Below are 19,940 nucleotides of genomic sequence, written 5' to 3'. Positions count from 1 at the left end.
GCGTGAAGCATTCGAAAGCGCTGCACGCGCTTGTCCTTGCGCTGGGTTGCAGCATTGCGGCGGCAAGTGCGGCGGCAGCTGCGGCGGACAGCGGCCCCCTGATTGGCAACCCGCTCACCGTACTGCCGAAGTCTGCCCCCGGCGGCGCGGTGGTGCTGTTCTCCGACGCCGCCGGCTGGGGCGCGCAGGAGCAGGAGGCCGCGAAGGCGCTGGCGGAACAGGGTTTCGCCGTGATGGGTGTGGATCTGGCTGCCACGCTGAAACGCATGGCCGTCCGCAAGGATGCCTGCGTGACGCTGATCGGCGAGATCGAGGCGCTCAGCCATCGCCTGCAGCGCCAAGCCGGTACCCAGCGCTATCACTTTCCCGTCCTCGCCGGGGTGCAGGCCGGCGGCGCGATGGCGCTGGGTGTGGCCGGGCAAGCCGGCGCGGCCACCATTGCCCGCGTAGTGGCGGTGGACGCCCCAGCGCGGCTGCCGGCCGGCAAACCCATGTGCGGGGGTACGGTGGAGCAGGGCAGCTACCGCCTGCCACCGCCGCCGCTGCCCTATGGTGTCGAGCTGCATCTGAGCGCCCAGGCGGAGCCGGCGGATCGTGCCTATGCGGTGACGCTGGCGCGCGGCCGGCAGGATGTCCATGTCGCTGCGTCCAATGCTGCGCCCTGGGTGGTGCTGCAGCAGGCCATCGTGGGCGGCCACGGCGCGGACGGCCATGCCGCCAACGACGCGCTGGCGGACCTGCCGCTGATCGAGCTGCCGGTGGAGCAGGGGGGCGACACCTTCGCGGTGCTCTATTCCGGCGACGGCGGCTGGCGGGATCTGGACAAGGATGTCGCCGCGCTGCTGCAGCGCGACGGGCTGTCGGTGGTTGGCGTGGATGTGCTGCGCTACTTCTGGTCCAGGCGCTCGCCGGAGCAGAGCGCGCATGACCTGGCGCGCATCATCCAGACCTATCAGGCCAAGTGGGGTGCGCGGCGGGTGGCCCTGATCGGCTTCTCCTTCGGTGCCGACGTGATGCCGGCGCTGTACAACCGCCTGCCGGCCGCGCTGCGGGCGAGCGTGGTGCAAGTCTCCCTGCTGGGTTTCTCCGCCAGCGCCGACTTCGAGGTGACCGTTTCCGGCTGGCTGGAGCGGCAGCAGAGCGATGCGCTGCCCACCCTGCCGGAGGCCGCCCGCATCGATCCCCGCCGCCTGCAGTGCTTCTACGGCCAGGATGACGACGAAGCCGCCTGCACTTTGCTGGACAGGCGGGCGGAGATCGTCCGCACCACCGGCGGCCACCATTTCGATGGTGATTACGAGGCACTGGCCCGGCGCATCCTCTCCGGCCTGAAACTGCGCGAGACCTTGTAGGCAGGCCAGTCGCCATCACGCCGGCACCCTGGGCAGGGGCCGCGCCCTAGCATCGTCCGGATTCCCTCCGCCAAGCCTGCGCGCTGCCCTGGGTGCAGGGCGGGCGGCGGGGCAGGCATCGAGAACGGATGAGAAAAATGCTGCCGAGGAAAGATTGTCAAACGGCGAAAGCTGCGTAACAATAATCATTCCTATTAATCTTGGTCGCATCCGCAGCGGCGTATCCGGGGCTGTCTCATGAGGAACGATGTTGGTCTTCAGTCTTATCGACCGCCATGCGGCCTGCGGCGGCGTCCTTCATATGTCGCCAGTGGGAGCTTGCGGTGAGCGCGGTTTCCACCTCCCTGGTGGATGAACTGCTGCTGCACTACCGGGATCTGCGCCGTCACCTGGTCAACAAGCTGCGTAATACTGACGATGCAGCCGACATTGCCCAGACCAGCTTCGAGCACGTCTACGCCCGCGCCCAGCGGCCTTCCGCGCGGGACGAGGTGATCGAATCGCCGCGCGCGCTGCTGTTCCGGGTCGCCCACAACCTCATCATCGACCAGGCGCGGCACCGCAAGGTGGTGCAGGCCTGGGAAGAAGAGCGCTTTGCCCTGCAGGCCAGCCTGGCCGCGCCTTCCTCCGAGACCCTGTACGCCCAGCGGCAACTGGTGGAGCGGGTGGTGGCGCAGCTGGAAACGCTGCCGCCGCGGCGCCGGGAGGTTTTCCTGCTGTTCCGCGCCTACGGCCATAGCCAGGCGGAGATCGCGCAGCGGCTGGGCATCACCGAGGCGGCGGTCGCCAAGCATGTGGTGCGCGCGACGGTGGATTGCGCCCGCATCTTCGCCCAGCTTCGCGCCGAACTGCCCGGCAGCACCGATCCGGCTGCCGGGCCGGACGCTTCTCCGCTGATGGCGGAGGACGCATACTGCTGAGATGGGACAGGATGCCAGCGAAAAGCGGATCGAACATGCACTGACCTTGATCGCCCGCGCGGCGATCGAGGCGCCGGATGCCGCCAGCAAGGCCAGGGAACAGCTGGCGCGCTGGCGGGCCGGCGACGAGGAGAACGAAGCTGCCTGGGCGGAGGCGATGCGTCGCTGGGAGATGCTGGGCGCCATGGCAGCGGACCTGCGCCAGCGCTTCGATGAGCCCGCCTATGGCAGCAGCGCCGACGCCCGCCGGGTGCGGCGTCGCATGCTGCTCTCGCTGGGCGCGCTCTGTATGGGCACCGCGATGCTGGGGGGCGGCGGCGCCTGGTATGCCTACCAGCCCGTCTTCGTCCAGTCCTACCGCACCGTCACCGCCCAGCTGCTGCAGGCGGAGCTTCCCGATGGCCAGGGGCTGGCCGGCAGCCAGATCGACCTCAATGCCCGCAGCGCGCTGACAGCGCGCCTCTATCGCGGCCGCCGGGTGGTGGCGCTGGAGGAGGGAGAGGCCCATTTCCAGGTCGCCCCGGACGCCTCCCGTCCCTTCCTGGTGGAGACGCGGGTCGGCACGGTGGAAGTGGTGGGGACCGCCTTCACCGTGAGCGATCGCGGCGGGCCGGTCAGCATTTCGGTGGAACATGGGCATGTCCGCTTCTTCCCCAAGGAGGAGGGGCTGAACTTGCTGCCCTGGAATCGCCGCATGGTCGAATTGTATGGCGGCGACGGCGTGGTGCTGCGCGATGGCCAGGTCGAGCCGGTGCGCCGGGTGGATGCCTCGGCGCTCGCGGCCTGGCGGGATGGCTGGCTGGTGTTCGACAACGTGCGTCTGGACGAGGTCGTCCCGGCGGTGAATGCCTACCGCGATGCGCCCATCCTGCTCGCCGACGCCCGGGTGTCGGCCTTCCGCCTCACCGGCCGCTTCCGCGCCGCCAATTCCCGCGAACTGCTGGATGTGCTGCCCGCCATGTTCCCGCTCAAGATCGAGCGGCGGGACGGCGGCACCATCAGCCTGAGCAGCCGCTGAGCGGGCGGGAGCACGCGCTGCCCTGGCCGCTCCGCCGGCTTCCCTGCCGCTCGTCCTCTCCGCTCCAGCACCTGTCCCGGTTTCTATCCGCGGTCCGTCTAGTGGACTGTGGGTCGCTGCAATGGCACCGCTTCCAGTGGTCTGCAGCCCCCCTCGGCAAGCTTCGGGAGGCCTCCGTCATCGCCCTGCGGCGACGGAGGGAAGGCGCTCGCGCCGGAATCGTCAAACCCTGTATCCATGCGGAATTCAGCCTGTTTTTCAAGGCGGAATTCAATATGACAGGGGCGATTTCCGATTAAATAATTTCATCCAGCCGGCGCCGGTTGGCAACTATGCTGAGACCCTGTATTTAAGAATGAATCTCATTCAACTTGATCCTAGGGGATCAGCAGGAGGAGCAGTCGGTGCGAACAAACGAGCAGATCGCCGAGCTGGCCGATGTCTTCATCACCTACCGCAGCCAGCTCTGCCACGCGGCGATGAAGATCCTGGGCAACCGGGAACGGGCGGACGATGTCGTGCAGGACGCATATCTGAAGATCATCGAGGCGGACGCGGTCTTTGACGTCCGCCAGCCGGTCGCCTACCTCTACCAGGTAGTGCGCAACCTGGCGATAGACCGCCACCGCCGCTGCGCGCTGGAGTCCGGTTTCTTCGCCTGCGAGGAGGAGGGGCTGGAAGTGCCCGCGCCCTCCGGTACGCCGGAGGCCATCGCCATCGGCCGCCAGGAGCTGGGGCGGGTGGCTTGCGCGCTGGGCGAACTGCCGGAGCGCACCCGCAAGGCCTTCGAGCTGTACCGCGTCGGTGGGCTGACGCAGCGCGAGATCGCGGAACGGCTGGGGGTCTCCACCACGCTGGTGAACTTCATGATCCGCGACGCGATCGATCATTGCCGTGCGGCGCTGGGAGGAAGTTGATCACGTTCGGTCGCTTGATTGACCAGAAATCAAGTATTTTGTTGCTACAATCTGTCGATATGACGTTATTACCGGACTGAACAGGCCCGGTTGCGAAACGTCTATCTGACAGATCGTGGCCACAGGGGCCGAACGGTGAGCGTGATGACGAAGACGGGGAAGGAAGATCCGGTTTGGCAGCAGGCGGTCGAATGGACCATGCGGGAGCATGACGGAACGCTGGACGAAGCCGGACGCGCGGACCTGCTGCAATGGCTGGCCATATCCCCGCAGCATGGGCGGGCCTACCAGGAAGCCGCCCGGCTGTGGTTGATCACCGGCCTGGTGCCGCCCTCCGAAGATGTGGATTCCGCCTCCACCTCCTGTCGTTCCGAGGAGGTCTGAGCGCCGGGCAGGTTTGACCTCCACGGCGAGCCCGGTGCCTCGCCGCGCTCGCTGTTTTGAAGCTTCCTGAATCTCCGCATCCGGCCTGAAGCCGGAGCGGAGATTTGCCGTTTACAGCCCTGATTCCCTACACCCGGCGTCTCAATCCCGGCGTGAGCCTTTCCGCGTCCGGGCGGGTTGCGGGATCTCTTCCCGTGCCGTGCCGGATTCGAAGCGGCGTCCTCCTGCCCTCCGTGCATCGCGGCTAAATTCCGCCGCAGCTCGCTCGTCATGTGTTTGAGAAGCGCGTCCTGCGCCTCGCGCCGGCGTTTATCTCCGGCGCATCAATCCTGCGAGGAGAGTTGCATGAGCACCAGTTGTTTCGACCGCGAAGACGAGATCTTCATCGTCCTCGTCAATCACGAAGAGCAGTACTCCATCTGGCCGCACTGGAAGGCGGTGCCCGGCGGCTGGACGGCGGTGGACGGCGTGAAAGGCGACAAGAAGACCGTGCTCGAATTCGTCGAGCGCACCTGGACCGACATGCGCCCGCTCTCCCTGCGCAAGTGGATGGACGAGCAGGCCGCGAAGAAGGGCGCCGAAGCGGCCCCGGCCAGTCTGCAGTAAGGCGGTCGACGTGCCGGGCTCCCCCATCGACCTGCTGTGCCTGCCCTGCGCCGGTGCCAGCGCCACCATGTACCTGCGCTGGCGGCGTCTGCTGCCGCAGTGGATACGCATCGTGCCGCTGGAGTTGCCGGGGCGGGGTGCTCGTCTGGATCAAGCCCACGCGGAGGACTATCGCGCCCTGGTGGTGCAACTGTGCGCCGAGCTGCCGGGCCGGCATGGCAAGCGCTGGGCGTTGTTCGGCCACAGCATGGGTGCCCTGCTGGCCTACGGGATGGTGCAGCAGTTGCAGCGCGGCGGCATGTCGCTGCCCGAAGCGGTCTTCGCCTCCGGCAGCCCGGCGCCGGCGCAGCGCGATCCGGCCTACTTCGCCGGCAAGGACGACGACGCCGCGCTGATCGCCGACATGCACAGGCAGGGCGGCACGCCGGAAGAAGTCTTCGCCAGCCCCGAGCTGCTGCGCATGACGCTGGACACCCTGGCCGCCGACTACCGCATCTGCGCCAGTTTCGAATACCGCCCCGGTACGCGGCTGCGGATGCCGCTGCACGTTTTCGGCGGCCGTCAGGACGAGATCGAGCCGGATCGCCTGGAAGCCTGGCGGCAGGAAGCGGCCGGTGCCTTCTCGCTGCAGTGGTTCGAGGGCGGTCATTTCTTCATCCGGCAGCAGGAGAGAGAGGTGCTGCAGGCGCTGGCCGGACGCCTGGGCGAACTGGCGGGAGCGAGCGATGCGAACGCTGCCCTTGCCTGAGACGGTGCCCTCCGGCCTGGAGGTGTGGATGCTGAACCTGGACCTGGCGGCGCCACTCGCGGCGGGCGACCTGGCGGTGCTCAGCGAGGACGAGCGCGCACGCGCCAGCCGCTACCGCCGCCATGCCGACCGCCAGCGCGCGGTGAGTGGCCGCGCTGCCTTGCGGCGCCTGCTGGGCGCCCGGCTGCGGCGCGAGCCTTCCACGCTGAGCTTCACCGCCAACCGCCACGGCAAGCCGGCCCTGCAGGATGGCGGCGCCGCCTTCAATCTCGCCCATTCCGGCAACTGCGTGCTGATCGCGCTGGCCGACGACAACACGCTGGAAGCGGTCGGGGTGGATGTGGAGCGCCATGACGACAGCCTGGATTTCGCCGCGCTGGCCGCCTACGCCTTCACCGCCCAGGAGCGCGCCGCGCTGGCGCAGACGCCGCATGCACCCACGGCTGCCTTCTTCGCCAACTGGGCGGCCAAGGAAGCGGTGCTGAAGGCGGTCGGCGTCGGTATCGCCGAGCACCTGCAGGCACTGTCGATACGGCATGCCGCCGATGGCCGCCTGGATGGCGCCCATGCAATCCGCGGCTGGCCGCGGCTGCGCGGGCAGGTGCTGCCCCTTCCCGGCTATGCGGCGGCCGTGGCCTGGGCTGAGCCGGCCGACGGCGACAGCAGCTAGCCGGCATCCCGCCGAGCGACAAGCGCCCACCGCAAGCCCGCGCCCTTACCCCGAGCGAGAGAACATGAATTCTGCGTGCCCATCCCCGGCCTCGCCGCCGGATTTCGTCAGCTGCCTGCGCCAACTGGCCGAAGAGCGTGCCGATGACGTCGGCCTGGTCATCGTCACCGAGCAGGACGGCCAGCCGCTCGATACCCCCATCACCTATGCCGCGTTGGACCGCCGCGTCCGCGCGCTGGCGGCCGCGCTGCAGGCCCGCTTCCCCACGGGCGAGCGCGCGCTGCTGCTGCTGGACAACGACGATCACTACGTCGTCGCCTTCTTCGCCTGCCTGTATGCCGGCCTGGTCGCGGTGCCGGTGTTTCCGCCCGAATCCAGCCGGCCGCAGCATCTCGCCCGGCTGGCGGGCATCGCCCTGGATGCGCAGGCGCGCTGCATACTCAGCACCGCCGCCATGCTGCGGATGATGGAAGCAGCCATGCCCGGCCTCGGCAAGATGGTGCCGCTGGCGGTGGATGCGGTCGAGCCGGAATGGGCCGAGCGCTGGCGCGATTGCCGCCCGCAGGGGGATGACCTCGCCTTCCTCCAGTACACCTCCGGCTCCACCTCGGCGCCCAAGGGCGTCATGGTGAGCCATGCCAACCTGATGGCGAACGAGCGCGCCATCGAGACCGGTTTCTCCATCTCGGCTGCCGACGTCGTGGTCTCCTGGCTGCCGCTGTACCACGACATGGGCCTCATCGGAGGCTTGCTGCAGCCCATCCACCGCGGCATCCGCCTGGTGCTGATGACGCCGCGTTTCTTCCTGGAACGGCCACTGCGCTGGCTGGAGGCGATCTCCCGCCATCGCGGCACTGTCAGCGGCGGGCCGGACTTCGCCTACCGGCTGTGCCTGGAGCGCATCACCGAACAGCAGGCCGCGGCGCTGGACCTATCGAGCTGGCAGGTGGCTTTCTCCGGCGCCGAGCCGGTGCGGCACGACACCCTGGAAGCCTTCGTCCAGCGCTTCGCCGCCGCCGGTTTCTCAGCCGGCGCGCTGTATCCCTGCTACGGGCTGGCCGAGGCGACGTTGTTCGTCACCTGCGGCCGCCGCGGCTCCGGCATGAGCGCCAGCACCTTCCTCGCCGACGAACTCGGCCAGCGGCGCGCCGTCGGCGGCAGCGGCGGCCGCACGCTGGTCGCCTGCGGCAGCACCGTCGCCGGCCATGCGGTCAGCATCCGCGACCCGGAGACGCTCGCCGAACTGGCAGAGGGCTGCATCGGCGAGATCTGGGCCGGCGGTCCCAGCATCTGCCGCGGTTACTGGAACAAGCCGGAAGAGAGCGCCGCCACCTTCATCGCCGAAGCGGGGGAAAACTGGCTGCGCACCGGCGATCTCGGCTTCATGCACCAGGGCCAGCTCCACATCGCCGGCCGGGTCAAGGACTTGATCATCGTCCGCGGCCACAACCTCTATCCGCAGGACATAGAGCGCACGGTTGAAGCGGAGGTGGACGCGGTGCGCAAGGGCCGTGTCGCCGCCTTCGCGGTGGAAGGCCCGGAGGGCGAGGGCATAGGCCTGGCGGCCGAGGTGCCGCGCAGCCTGCAGAAACTGGTAGCGGCCGACGCGCTGGTGGACATGCTCAGCCAGGTAGTGGGCGAAGCCTTTGGCGAAGCACTGTCGGTGGTGGTGCTGCTCAACCCCGGCGCACTGCCCAAGACCTCCAGCGGCAAACTGCAGCGCCGCGCCTGCCGGCAAGGCTGGCTGGAAGGCACGCTGGATGCGTATGCGGTGCATGCGTTCGGCAGGATGCAACGGGGCGGTGCTGAAAGCGGCCGGCCGGCGAAGCAGGCGCTGGCGCGGGAGGCGGGCGATGAGATCGCTGCCGCGCTTGCCGCGATCTGGGCGCAGGCGCTGAAGCGGCCGGGCACCGATTTCGGTGACGCCAGCCATTTCTTCGCCAGCGGCGGAAATTCGCTGGCGGCGGTACGGGTGGCCGCGGCAGTGGAGGCGAAATGGCAGATCGACTTCCCGCCCCGCACCCTGTTCGAACATCCCCGCCTGCAGGATTGCGTGGCGGAACTGCAGCGCCGGCTGGCCGGGCCGCGACATGCCGGCGAGGCATTGCCGCTGGCGCCGCTGACGCAGCGAGGGGGCTTGCTGCAGCCCTCCTATGCGCAGGAACGCCAATGGTTCCTGTGGCGGCTGGACCCGGAAAGCACCGCCTATCACATCCATTGCGCGCTGCGTCTACGGGGCGCGCTGGATGTCGCCAGATTGCAGGCGGCGCTCGACCAACTGGTGCTGCGCCATGAATCCCTGCGGACCGGCGTCCGGCCGGGGGCGGACGGTTTGCCGGCGCTGCAGTTGCGGGAGCGCGCCGGGTTGCCGCTGGCGCAGGTGGATCTGGGCAGCCGCGCCGACGCCGAGGCGGAAGCGGCGGAGGCGCTGGCGGAGTTCGAGACATGCCCCTTCGATCTGACGGAAGGGCCGCTGGCGAGGGCGCTGCTGATCCGCCTGGGGGAGACCGAGCATCTGCTGGCGCTGGCGATGCATCACATCGTCACCGACGGAGCCTCGATGCAGATCCTGCTCGATGAGCTGACGGCGGCATACGCCGCAGCCGGTCCGCTGCCCCCGCTGCCAGTGCAGTACGCCGACTACGCCGCATGGCAGCGGCGCCGGCTGGATGGCGGCCTGCGGGAGCGCCAGCTTGCCTACTGGCGGCAGCAACTGGGCGAGGTTCACCCGGTGCTGGCCTTGCCGACCGACCATCCCCGGCCGGCGCTTGCCCGCTACCGGGCGGCCACCCTGCAACTGGCGCTGCCGCCGGAATTGCCAGCCGCGCTGAAGCGGCGGGCGGAAGCCAGCGATGCCAGCCTGTTCATGGTGCTGCTGGCCGGCTTCGCCGCGGTGCTCGCCCGCTACAGCGGCGAGCAGGACATCCGCATCGGCGTGCCGATGGCCAGCCGGAGCCGGAGCGAGCTTGCCGGCGTGGTCGGCCTGTTCGTCAATACCGTGGTGCTGCGCGCCGAGGCCGCGCCACAGCGCGCGCTGGAGGAGTTGCTCCTCCAGCTGCGGGAGGCGGCGCTGGGCGCCCAGGCCAACCAGGATCTGCCGCTGGAGCAAGTGGTGGAGGCGCTGCAGCCCGGGCGCAGCCTGGGCCACAGCCCGCTGTTCCAGGTGGCGTTCAACCATCTGCAGCAGGATGTGCGCAGCCTGCAGTCCCTGCCGGGTCTGGATGCCACCTTGGAGCATCGCCCCGGGCATGCGGCGCAGTTCGAACTGGTGCTGGAGGCCAGGGAAGGGAGTGAGGGCACGCTCAGCCTGGCACTGTGCTATGCCGCCGAGCTGTTCGAGGCCGACACCATGGCACGTTTCGGCTGCGACTACCTCGCTGTACTGGAGACGCTAGCCCAGCGCCCGCAGTGTCGCCTTGGCGAGGTGGCGCTGAGTGCGGCGGCCCCGAGCACGTGGGGGATCAACGCGCATCGTCATGGCGAACCGCAGCCGGTACATCGCATGTTCGAGTTCCACGCCCGGACCCGGCCGCAGGCGCTGGCGCTGCACTGCGCCGGCGAGTCGCTCAGCTACGCGGCGCTGAACCGCCGCGCCAACCGCCTCGCCCACCGGCTGATCGCCCTGGGCGTGGGGCCGGAGCGCCGGGTCGGGGTCGCCCTGCAGCGCTCGCCGGAGATGATCGTCGGCCTGCTCGCGGTGCTGAAGGCTGGTGGTGCATACCTGCCGCTGGACGCGGACCAGCCTGCCGAGCGCCTGGCGCACATCCTTGCCGACGGCGGCGTGGACCTGCTGCTGACGCATGACGCATTTCCCCATGCACTGCCGGCGATGCGGCGCCTGCTGCTGGACGAAGCGGCGGAGGCTGGCATGCCGGAGCACGATCCGGCCGTCGAACTGCATGCCGACAGCCTGGCCTACGTCATCCACACCTCCGGCTCCACCGGCCTGCCCAAGGGCGCCGCCAACCGTCACGGCGCCCTCCACAACTGCATGGCGTGGATGCAGGAAAGCTACAGCCTGACCGCGGCCGACGTGGTGCTGCACAAGGCGCCCTTCGGTTTCGACGTCTCCGCCTGGGAGATCTTCTGGCCGCTCAGCGCCGGCGCCCAGCTGGTGCTGGCGCAGCCGGGCGAGCAGCGCGATCCGGCGCGGCTGGCGGCCTTGATCCGGGCGCACCGCATCACCACCGTCAACTTCGTGCCGGCCATGTTGCAGGCGGTGCTGGAGCATGGCGATATCGCCGCCTGCGCCAGCCTCAGGCGCATCCTCTGCGGCGGCGAGGCGATGTCCGCCGAGCTGCAGCGGGCTTTCGCGGCCGGTCTGCCGGCGGCGCGGCTCTACAACCTCTACGGCCCCACGGAAACGGCCATCCATGTCATGCACTGGTCATGCCGCGACGATGGCGCCACCCCGGTGCCGATAGGCCGGCCGATCAGCGACACCCAGGCCTATGTGCTGGATGCCGGGCTGGCCGAAGTGCCGCCGGGCGCGGTGGGCGAGCTCTACCTCGGCGGCGCCAGCCTGGGCCGGGGCTACCTGGGGCGCCCGGGGCTCACCGCCGAGCGCTTCATCGCCGATCCCTGCGGCCGGGCCGGCGGGCGGCTGTACCGCACGGGCGACCTGGTGCGCTGGAACCGGGAAGGGCAGCTGGAATACCTGGGGCGCATCGACCACCAGGTGAAGATCCGCGGCTTCCGTGTCGAACTCGGCGAGGTGGAGGCGCAACTGCTGGCCCAGCCGGAGGTGCGCGAGGCGGTGGTCGTGGCCCGGCCCGGCCCCGGCGGCGCGAGGCTGGCGGCCTACGTGTCGCTGCACCAGGGATGCGCCGTGGAGGCGGAGGCCCTGCGCGAGCGGCTCGCGCCCATGCTGCCGGACTACATGCTGCCATCGGCGCTGATGCTGCTTCCGGCCTTGCCGCTGAATGCCAACGGCAAGGTGGACAGGCAGGCGCTGCCGGCGATCGAGCTGGCCTCCCGTCCGGGTTCCGCGCCGCAGGGGCCGCTGGCCGAAGCGGTGGCGGCCATCTGGGCCGAGCTGCTGCAGCTGCCGCAGGTCGGCGGCGACGACAACTTCTTCGACCTCGGCGGCCACTCCTTGCTGCTGATCCGCATGCAGCGCCTGCTTGCCGAACGCCTGCGGGCCGATCTCCCTGTCGTCGAACTGTTCCAGTTCCCCACCGTGAATGCGCTCGCTCGTCGCCTTGCCCGGGGCAATGAAACCGCCCCGACCGCCGCAGCCGACACCTCCGTCGAGCGGGCCAGCCGCAAACGCGAGGCCCTGCTGCGCCGCCGCCTTTCTGCCGAGGAGATCAACTGATGGACGTGCAAGACGAATACACCGGCCTCGAGATCGCCATCGTCGGCATGGCCGGCCGCTTTCCAGGGGCGCCGGACGTGGAGGCGCTGTGGCGCAACATCCGCGACGGCGTGGAGGCCATACGCCAGTACAGCGAGGCGGAGCTGCGCGAGCGCGGTGTGGCCGAGGCGCTGCTGGCGGATCCCGACTACGTGCGCGCCAGCGCCGAACTGGACGGCATGGACCGCTTCGACGCCGGCTTCTTCGGCTACACGCCGCGGGAAGCCGAGCAGCTGGACCCGCAGCAGCGCATCTTCCTGGAGTGCGCCTGGGAGGCGATGGAGCATGCGGGCTACGACAGCCGCACGGTGCCCGGCCCGGTCGGCGTGTATGCCGGCGATGGCCCCAATCTTTACCTGCTGCGGAACCTGCTGCCGGCGCTGGGCGCGGAAGCGAGCGGCGGCATCGCCGACATGCTGGGGCTGATGAGCGGCAACTCCGCCGGCTCGCTATGCACCCGCGTCGCCTACAAGCTGGACCTGCGCGGCCCGGCGGTGTCGGTACACACGGCCTGCTCCACTTCACTGACCGCGGTGCATCTGGCCTGCCAGGCCTTGCTCGCCCACGACTGCGACATGGCGCTGGCCGGCGGCGTGTGGCTCAACCTGATGCAGGATGGCGGCTACCGCTACCAGGCGGGTGCCATCCTGTCGCCGGACGGCCATTGCCGCGCCTTCGACGAGAAGGCCGCCGGCACGGTGATCGGCAGCGGCGCCGGCATCGTGGTGCTGAAGCGGCTGGACGACGCCCTGCGCGACGGCGACACCCTCCACGCGGTGATACTCGGCTCGGCGGCGAACAACGATGGCGCGGCCAAGATCGGCTTCACCGCGCCGGGCGTGGACGGCCAGGCCGAGGTGATACGGGCGGCACAACTGGTCGCCGGTGTATCGGCGGACTCCATCGGCTACATCGAGGCCCACGGCACCGGCACCACGCTGGGCGATCCCATCGAGTTCGCCGCGCTCACCCGCGCCTTCCGCGCCAGCGCGACGCGCAAGGGCTACTGCGCCCTGGGCTCGGTGAAGACCAACATCGGCCACCTGGACGCCGCCGCCGGCGTGACGGGCCTGATCAAGGCAACCCTGGCGCTTAAACATCGCACCCTGCCGCCCAGCCTGCACTTCGAGCGCCCCAACCCGCAGATCGACCTCGCCGCCAGCCCGTTCTACGTCAATACCGAGGCCAGACCGTGGCCGCAAGGCAGCACGCCGCGTCGCGCGGGCGTGAGCTCCTTCGGCATCGGCGGCACCAACGTCCATGTGGTGCTGGAGGAAGCGCCGGAGCCGCGGGAGGCCGAAGCCGGCGACGGCTGGCAGATCCTGCCGCTGTCGGCACGCGACGAGGGCGCGCTGGCGGAGGCGCGCGTTCGTCTGGCGGCCTGGCTGCGCGAGGCAGGCGCACCGCTCGCCGACATTGCCCACACCCTGCAGCAAGGCCGGCGCGCCTTTGCCCACCGCCAGGCGGTGGTGGCGCGGGATGGCGCGATGGCGGCGGACATGCTGGCCGCGCCGCTTGCACGCGCCGCGCAAGCCGCGGCAACCCCGGAAGTCGTCTTCCTCTTCCCCGGCGGCGGCACCCAGCACGCCCGCATGGGGGAAGCGCTGTACCGCCGCGATGCCTTCTTCCGCGCCGAGATCGACCGCTGCTGCGAACTGTTGCGGCCGCAACTGGGCAGGGATCTGCGCGAACTGCTGTTTCCGCCCGCCGGCGCCGAAGCCGGGGCCGACCGCGAGCTGTTCCGCATGGCGCTGGCGCAGCCGGCGCTGTTCGTCGTCGAGTACGCGCTGGCGCGCTGGTGGATGCATTGCGGCGTGCAGCCGGCGCTGATGCTGGGGCACAGCCTGGGCGAATACGTCGCGGCCTGCCTCGCCGGTGTGTTCCAGCTGGAAGATGCGCTGTCCATCGTCGCCACCCGCGGCCGGCTGATGGAGACGCTGGAGGCCGGCGCGATGACGGCGGTGGCCCTGCCTGAAGCGGAGCTGGCGCCGCTGCTGGGCGAGGGCTGCGACCTCGCGGCGGTGAATGGCGAATCGCTGTGCGTGCTGGCCGGCCCGGTGGCGGCGGTGGAGCGGGTGGAGGCGGCATTGGCTGCCCGCCAGCAGCTGCCGCGGCGCTTGCATGTGGCCATCGCCTCCCATTCCAGCCTGGTGGAACCCATCGTCACCGAGCTGGAGCGCGCGGTGGCGGCGGTGCCGCGGCAGGCGCCCGGCCTGCCCTTCGTTTCCAATGTCACCGGGCGCTTGATCACCGCCGAAGAGGCGGTCGATCCGGCCTACTGGGGCCGCCACCTGCGCGGCACGGTGCGCTTCGCCGACGGGCTGGCGACGGTGTTCGCCACGCCGGGGCGGGTGTTGATGGAGGTCGGCCCGGGCGAGACGCTGGCCGGTCTGGCGCGGCCGCATCCGGGCAGCCGTTCGGCCGCGGCCATCCTCGCCAGCCAAGCCCATCCGCAACAGCACGCGCGCAATGAGCAGCAGCTGGCCAACGCGGTGGCGACGCTGTGGTGCGCCGGCGTCGCGGTGGATTGGGCGGCGCTGCAGGCGAAGAAGCGCAGGCGGGTGCCGCTGCCCACCTATCCCTTCCAGCGCCGCCGCTACTGGGTGGAGCCGCCGGTAGCCGGCAGCGCGGCCGCGGCCGGGCGCGCCTGGCAGTTCGCTGGCGTGGAGCCGGGGCGGCCGGAGGATGCCTTCTACCTGCCGGTGTGGAAGCGGGTGCCGCCGCTAGTGCGCGATGAGGCCGTGGCGGAGCTTGGCGGCGGCTGCGTGCTGCTGCTGGCTCAGCGGGAAGAGGGTCTGGCGGCAGTGCTCGCCGCGCGCCTGCAGCAGCGCGGCCGGCAGGTGGTGTGGCTGACGCCCGGTGTGGAGCTGGCCCGCCGCGGTCCGGGCCGTTATTCGATCAGGGTGGATGCCCGCGCCGATCATGAGGCGACGCTGCGCCGGATCGAAGCCGAGCACGGAAAGCTGTCCGAGGTATTCCACCTGTGGAGCCTGAATGGCGAATCCGCCGGCCAGCCGGATGCAGCGGCTGCGCTGGATTGCGGTTTCCACAGCCTGATGGCGCTGGCGCAGGCCTGGGACAGCGTGGCGGGCGCCCGCGAACTCGCCCTCACCGTGGTGCTCGACGGCGCGGAGGATGTCACCGGGCAGGAACCGCTGTGCCCCGAGAAGGCCACGGTGTTCGCGCTGTGCAAGGTCGTCGGCCAGGAGTATCCGCACATCGCCTGCCGCGTCATCGACGTGGTGGCGCCGGCGGAGGCCCAGGCGCAGGCCCGGCTTGCCGACGGCATCCTCGCCGAAACCGCCTTGCCTGCCAGCACGACGCCGGTGGCTTATCGCGGCCTGCAACGCTGGACCAAGTCCTACGAGCGCATGGCGGCCGGCGCAGGGCGGCAGCGCCTGCGCCAGGGCGGTGTTTACCTGATCACCGGCGGCCTGGGCGGTGTCGGCCTGGCGCTCGCCCAGCACCTGGCGGCGAACTGGAAGGCCCGGCTGGTGCTGTTCGGCCGCACCCCCTTGCCGGCACGGACGGACTGGGAAGCCCTTGCGGTGGCGCCGGAGCAGCCGGAGGGCCTGCGGCAGAAGCTGCAGCTGTTGCTGGCGCTGGAGGCGGCGGGGGGCGAGGTGCTGACGCTGGCGGCGGACGTTTCCGACCCGGCGCAGATGCAGGCCGCGGTGGCCGCCGCCCGCGCCCGTTTCGGCGCCCTCCACGGCATCGTGCATGCGGCTGGCAGCGCCGAGGCCGGCATGGTCAATGCGAAAAACCGGGAGGTCGTCGAGCGGGTGTTCGCGCCCAAGCTGCAGGGCACCCGCGCACTGCTGGCGGCGGCGGATGGCGAGGCGCTGGACTTCGTGCTGCTGTGCTCCTCCGTCTCCAGCATGGCCGGCGGCCTGGGCAAGGGCGACTACGCCGCCGCCAACGCCTACCTGGATGCGCTGGCAGCGCAGCTGCAGCGCAGCGTGCCCTACCCGGTGTTCTCGGTGGACTGGGATGCCTGGCGCGACCTCGGCATGGCCGCCGGCATGGTGTTGCCGGATGGCATCGGCATGGACGGGCCGCAGGGCGCGCTGGCCTTCGAGGCCATCGTCAACGGTCCGGCGGTGGCGCAGATCGTGGTCTCCACCACCGATCTCGACGCCCGGCTCGGCCCGCTGGACGGCGGCATGCTGGACGTTCTGGAGATCGGGCTGCCCGCTGTAGCCGACAAGGGCGGCGAACACCCGCGCCCGCCGCTGTCGGTGCCCTACGCGGCGCCGGAGGGCGAGCTGGAGACGCGGCTGGCCGCGTTGTGGGCCGGCATGCTGGGCATCGCCCCCATCGGCATCAACGACAACCTGTTCGAACTCGGCGGCGATTCCCTGCTGGCCATCCAGATCCTCGCCCGCGTGCGCAAGGCCTACGGCGTGGAGCTGCATCCGGCGACCTTCTTCAAGGCGCCCACCATCGGCGATCTCGCCATCCTGGTCGAAACCCGACTGATCGAAGAAATCGAGAAGGGCGAACCGGCCGTCGCAGCCGAAGCGCCCGCATCCGCAACAGTCTGAGAACCCGCCATGTCCGATCTCCACCAAGACCTGTCCCAACGCCGTGCCCGTCTTTCCCCCGAACAACGCGCCCGGCTGAACGAATTGCTGCGCGGCGCGGATGCCGCCGGCAGTGCCGATGCCGATGCGGCCATCGCCCCGCGTGCCGCGGGCGAGCCGGCTCCCTTGTCTTTCGCCCAGCTGCGGCAGTGGTTCCTGTGGAAGCTGGAGCCGGAGAGCACCGCCTACCACGTCGGCGGTGGCCTGAAGTTTGCCGGCGCGCTGGATGTGGAGGCGCTGCGCGCGGGCGTGAGCGCCGTCGTGGACCGGCATGAAGCGCTGCGCACCGTGTTCGAGGAGGATGGCGAGGGCGGGGCGACGCAGCGTGTGCTGCCGGCCGCTGGTTTCGAACTGCAGACGCTGGCGCTGCATCGGCTGCCGGAAGCGGAACGCGCGGCGCGGCTCGCGGAGGAACGGGCCGCCATCACCGGCACGCCCTTCGATCTCACCCGCGGTCCGCTGCTGCGCATGAGCCTGCTGCAGACCGGCGAGCGTGAATGGCAGCTGCTGGTGGTGATGCACCACATCGTCTCCGATGGCTGGTCGGTGCAGGTGGTGTTGGACGAACTGGCCGCGCTGTACCGGGCGCAGGTGCAGGGCACGCCGCAGGCCTTGCCCGGCCTGCCGCTGCACTATGCCGACTACGCGGCCTGGCAGCGGCGCTGGCTGGCGGCGGGTGAGGGCGAGCGCCAGCTCGCCTGGTGGAAAGCGCAACTGGGCGAGGACCAGCCGGCCCTGGCCCTGGCTGCCGACCACCCGCGCCGGGCCGACGGCAGCTACACCGCCGCGCACCACCTGCTGAGCCTGCCCGGCGCCCTGGTGGACACGCTGCGCGGCCGGGCGCGGGAGGAAGGCGCCACCCTGTTCATGCTGCTGCTCGCCGCCTTCCAGGGCTTGCTGCACCGCTACACCGGCCAGGAGGATGTGCGGGTCGGCGTTCCCATCGCTAACCGCAACCGGGCGGAAACGGCCGGCATCGTCGGCTTCTTCGTGAACACCCAGGTGCTGCGCGCGCGGATCGCGCCGCGGACCCGCCTGAATGCGCTGCTCACCCAGGTCCGCGACACCGCGCTGGGCGCGCAGGCGCACCAGGATCTGCCCTTCGAGCGCCTGGTGGAAGCCCTGCAGCCGGAGCGCAGCCTCAGCACCAATCCGCTGTTCCAGGTGATGTTCAACCACTTGCGCCGCGACCACCGCGCGCTGGCCGGCTGGCCCGGCGTCGAGGTCCAGCGCCTGGATTTCGACGAACAGGCCGCCCAGTTCGAACTGACGCTGCAGACCTGCGAGTACGAGGACGGACGCGTCGATGCGAACTTCATCTACGCCGCGGAACTGTTCGACGCGGCGACGGTGGAGCGCATGGCCGGGCACTACCTGGCGCTGCTGCGGGCCTTCGCGGAGCAGCGCGAGCTCAGCCTGGATGAGGTGCAGTTGCTGGGCGGCGCGGAACTGGCGCAGCTGCGGACATGGGGCGAGAACCCCGAGCGCTTTGATGATGCCCAGCCCATCCACCGTTTGATCGAAGCGCGGGCGGCTGCGAGTCCGGACGCGGTGGCGGTGATCTTCGGTGAAGCGCAGCTGAGCTACGGCGAGTTGAACCGGCGGGCCAACCGGCTCGCGCACTACCTGATCGGGCGGGGCGTCGGTCTGGAAGTGAAGGTAGGGATCGCGGTCGAGCGCTCGCTGGAGATGGTGGTGGGCCTGCTGGCCGTCCTGAAGGCGGGTGGGGCCTATGTGCCACTGGACCCGGCGTACCCGGCGGAGCGCTTGGGCTACATGGTGGAGGACAGCGGAATTGCGCTGCTGCTCACCTGCAGCGATGTCAGGGACCACGTCCCGGCGGGGCCGGACGTGGCGATCCTGGAGCTGGACCTGCTGGACTTCGACGGCGGCTGCGAAAGCCCGCCCGAGGTGGCGGTCTGCGGTGGGAATCTGGCCTACCTGATCTATACATCGGGGTCCACCGGGCGGCCCAAGGGGGTGATGGTCCGCCATTCCTCCTTGAGCAACTTCATGTGCGCGATGGCAGGCGCACCCGGGGTGACGGCGGAGGATGTCCTCCTGGCGCTTACCTCGCTTTCCTTTGATATTGCCGCCCTGGAGCTTTTCCTGCCCTTGGTCCAGGGCGCGAGTATCGTCCTTGCCACCAGGGATGCAGTGCACGACGGAGGGGCGCTGACCCAACTCGCCGTGGACCATGGCGTGACAGTGCTGCAGGCGACCCCATCGGGGTGGCGAGCCCTCATGCAAGGGAATTGGCCTCTGGCGCCGGGAAAACCGCTCAAAGGCCTCTGCGGGGGCGAAGCGCTCCATCCCGATCTCGCCTGCTCGCTTATGGAGGGCGGGGTGGAGCTCTGGAATATGTACGGGCCGACCGAAACCACGATCTGGTCGGCGGCCAGACACACCCAGGGAAGTCCGGCGATCGGCGGGGCGATTGCTGCAACGCAATTGCGGGTGCTGGACCAGGGATTGAATCCTGTGCCGATAGGCGTGCCCGGCGAGCTGTACCTGGGGGGAGCGGGCCTCGCCCGCGGCTACCTGAACCGCCCCGGCCTGAGCGCCGAACGCTTCATCGCCGACCCCTACGACGAAGCCGGTGGCCGGCTGTACCGCACGGGCGACCTGGTGCGCTGGAACGCGGAAGGCGAACTGGAATACCTGGGCCGGATAGACCACCAGGTCAAGATCCGGGGCTTCCGCATCGAACTGGGCGAAGTGGAAGCGCAACTGCTGGCGCAGCCGGAAGTGCGTGAAGCGGTGGTGGTGGCGGCCGAAGGCCCGGGCGGGGCGCGGCTGGTGGGCTACGTGGCGCTGAAGCCGGAGGCGAGGTGCGAGAGCGGGCAGCTGCGGTCGCGTCTGGCGGCTTCGTTGCCGGAGTACATGGTGCCCGCCGCGCTGATATTGCTGGAGCGCCTGCCGCTGAATGCCAACGGCAAGGTCGACCGCAAGGCGCTGCCTAAGCCTGAACTGGCCGGCACGCAAGCCTACGAAGCGCCGCAGGGCGAGGTGGAGCAGGCCTTGGCCGCGATCTGGGCGGAGTTGCTGGGTACCGAGCGGATCGGCCGCCAGGACGGCTTTTTTGAACTGGGTGGTGACTCCATCCTGAGCCTGAAGCTGGTTGCCCGTTTGCACAGGGCAGGGTTCCGCGCCAGCCCGCGCCAGGTCTTCGAGCACCAACGGCTGGAGAGCTTTGCGCGTACGCTGGTGGCAGCAACTGAAGCCGGCAGCGGGATGGAGGGCTCGATACCGGTGCTTGACCCGGCTGCCCGCGGCGAAGGGCTGGCCCTGTCCTACGCGCAACGTCGTCAATGGTTCCTGTGGGAACTGGACCGTGCCAGCACGGCGTACCACATCGCCGGGGGCCTGCGGCTCCAGGGCGAGGT

At 70.0% G+C, this 19,940-nt stretch carries 11 protein-coding genes; all 11 read left to right on the top strand.

The annotated features are described in order from the left end of the window. Nucleotides 1-2 precede the first annotated feature (2 nt). Nucleotides 3-1,352 carry a virulence factor family protein gene (locus C7389_RS21240; protein ID WP_133594670.1) on the top strand — a complete coding sequence of 450 codons (1,350 nt, stop codon included), beginning with the start codon at nucleotides 3-5 and terminating at the stop codon, nucleotides 1,350-1,352. 323 nt (nucleotides 1,353-1,675) lie between these two features. Then, complete coding sequence (locus tag C7389_RS21235) at nucleotides 1,676-2,272, top strand: RNA polymerase sigma factor (RefSeq protein WP_211168470.1); 597 nt, start codon at nucleotides 1,676-1,678, stop codon at nucleotides 2,270-2,272. A 1-nt stretch (nucleotide 2,273) separates the two neighbouring features. Beyond that, a complete protein-coding gene (locus C7389_RS21230) occupies nucleotides 2,274-3,290 on the top strand; it encodes a FecR domain-containing protein (RefSeq protein ID WP_133594668.1) in 1,017 nt (338 codons plus the stop codon). 404 nt (nucleotides 3,291-3,694) lie between these two features. Continuing rightward, nucleotides 3,695-4,207 carry an RNA polymerase factor sigma-70 gene (locus C7389_RS21225; RefSeq protein WP_133594667.1) on the top strand — a complete coding sequence of 171 codons (513 nt, stop codon included), beginning with the start codon at nucleotides 3,695-3,697 and terminating at the stop codon, nucleotides 4,205-4,207. 144 nt (nucleotides 4,208-4,351) lie between these two features. Further along, on the top strand, nucleotides 4,352-4,591 hold the full coding sequence (locus C7389_RS21220) for a FecR/PupR family sigma factor regulator (protein ID WP_133594666.1): 240 nt from the start codon (nucleotides 4,352-4,354) through the stop codon (nucleotides 4,589-4,591). A 345-nt stretch (nucleotides 4,592-4,936) separates the two neighbouring features. Continuing rightward, nucleotides 4,937-5,197: an MbtH family protein gene (locus tag C7389_RS21215; RefSeq protein ID WP_133594665.1), complete on the top strand. Its 261-nt coding sequence runs from the start codon at nucleotides 4,937-4,939 to the stop codon at nucleotides 5,195-5,197. Between the two features lie 10 nt (nucleotides 5,198-5,207). Beyond that, nucleotides 5,208-5,945 carry a thioesterase II family protein gene (locus C7389_RS21210; RefSeq protein ID WP_133594664.1) on the top strand — a complete coding sequence of 246 codons (738 nt, stop codon included), beginning with the start codon at nucleotides 5,208-5,210 and terminating at the stop codon, nucleotides 5,943-5,945. Then, complete coding sequence (locus C7389_RS21205; protein ID WP_133594663.1) at nucleotides 5,923-6,615, top strand: 4'-phosphopantetheinyl transferase family protein; 693 nt, start codon at nucleotides 5,923-5,925, stop codon at nucleotides 6,613-6,615. The genes C7389_RS21210 and C7389_RS21205 overlap by 23 nt, the downstream gene beginning before the upstream one ends. Nucleotides 6,616-6,679: 64 nt before the next feature. Next, complete coding sequence (locus C7389_RS21200; protein ID WP_133594662.1) at nucleotides 6,680-11,932, top strand: non-ribosomal peptide synthetase; 5,253 nt, start codon at nucleotides 6,680-6,682, stop codon at nucleotides 11,930-11,932. Then, the gene (locus tag C7389_RS21195; protein ID WP_133594661.1) at nucleotides 11,932-16,515 is read left to right on the top strand and encodes a type I polyketide synthase; all 4,584 of its coding nucleotides are present in this window, start codon (nucleotides 11,932-11,934) and stop codon (nucleotides 16,513-16,515) included. Before C7389_RS21200 ends, C7389_RS21195 begins: the two co-directional genes overlap by 1 nt. Before the next feature lie 9 nt (nucleotides 16,516-16,524). After that, on the top strand, nucleotides 16,525-19,940 hold a 3,416-nt coding region (locus C7389_RS21190; RefSeq protein ID WP_133594660.1), incomplete at its 3' end, for a non-ribosomal peptide synthetase.

Source organism: Azoarcus indigens, from assembly GCF_004361735.1.
Lineage (GTDB): Bacteria > Pseudomonadota > Gammaproteobacteria > Burkholderiales > Rhodocyclaceae > Azoarcus > Azoarcus indigens.
Note: the sequence above shows the minus strand (reverse complement) of the source record. Positions and strands in the feature narration are given on the sequence as shown.